The following is a 489-nucleotide window of genomic DNA, read 5'->3' on the forward strand; positions in this document are numbered from 1 at the left end:
CCGCACGGCCGCTGGCGCTCGTCGCGGTGTGGTGCGACGTGGCGCAGCGCGTGTCCGTCCGCGACGGGCATGACGACGACCGCGACGTGCTGCTGTTCTTCGTGCTGGCCAATGCGCTGGCCGACGCGGACGACGCCGCGCGCGACGGCGTGTGCGCCGCCTTTGCCGCCGCCGAGGCGCTGCGCCGCTTCACGGGCAGCGACATCCTGGACGACGCCACATTCACGGACCTGGCGGCGCAGTCGGGACCGGGGCCCGGTCAGGACATGGGAAGAAAGGTCGGCGCGCGCGTGTTCGACAAGGCGCGCCGGTACTGGCAAGGGGACATGTAACGCGTCTTACTGGCGCGACGCGGTACCGGATGCCTGGCTCGCACCCGAGCCGCCCGTGCTGCCCGCCGCTGAACCGCCCGCGCTGCCTTCGACGGCCACGCTGCCGTTCATGGACGACGCCGTGTCGCGCACCGAGCCGACGGCGTCGTCCATGAAC

1 protein-coding gene is annotated in these 489 nt (G+C 72.6%); it reads left to right on the plus strand.

The window, feature by feature from the left end:
* A partial coding sequence (locus ACEN88_RS34090; RefSeq protein WP_413346801.1) for a hypothetical protein occupies positions 1 to 332 on the plus strand: 332 nt, incomplete at its 5' end.
* Between the last annotated feature and the right edge of the window lie 157 nt (positions 333 to 489).

Source organism: Massilia sp. CT11-108 (assembly GCF_047302915.1).
Taxonomy (GTDB): Bacteria; Pseudomonadota; Gammaproteobacteria; order Burkholderiales; family Burkholderiaceae_D; genus Telluria; species Telluria orientalis.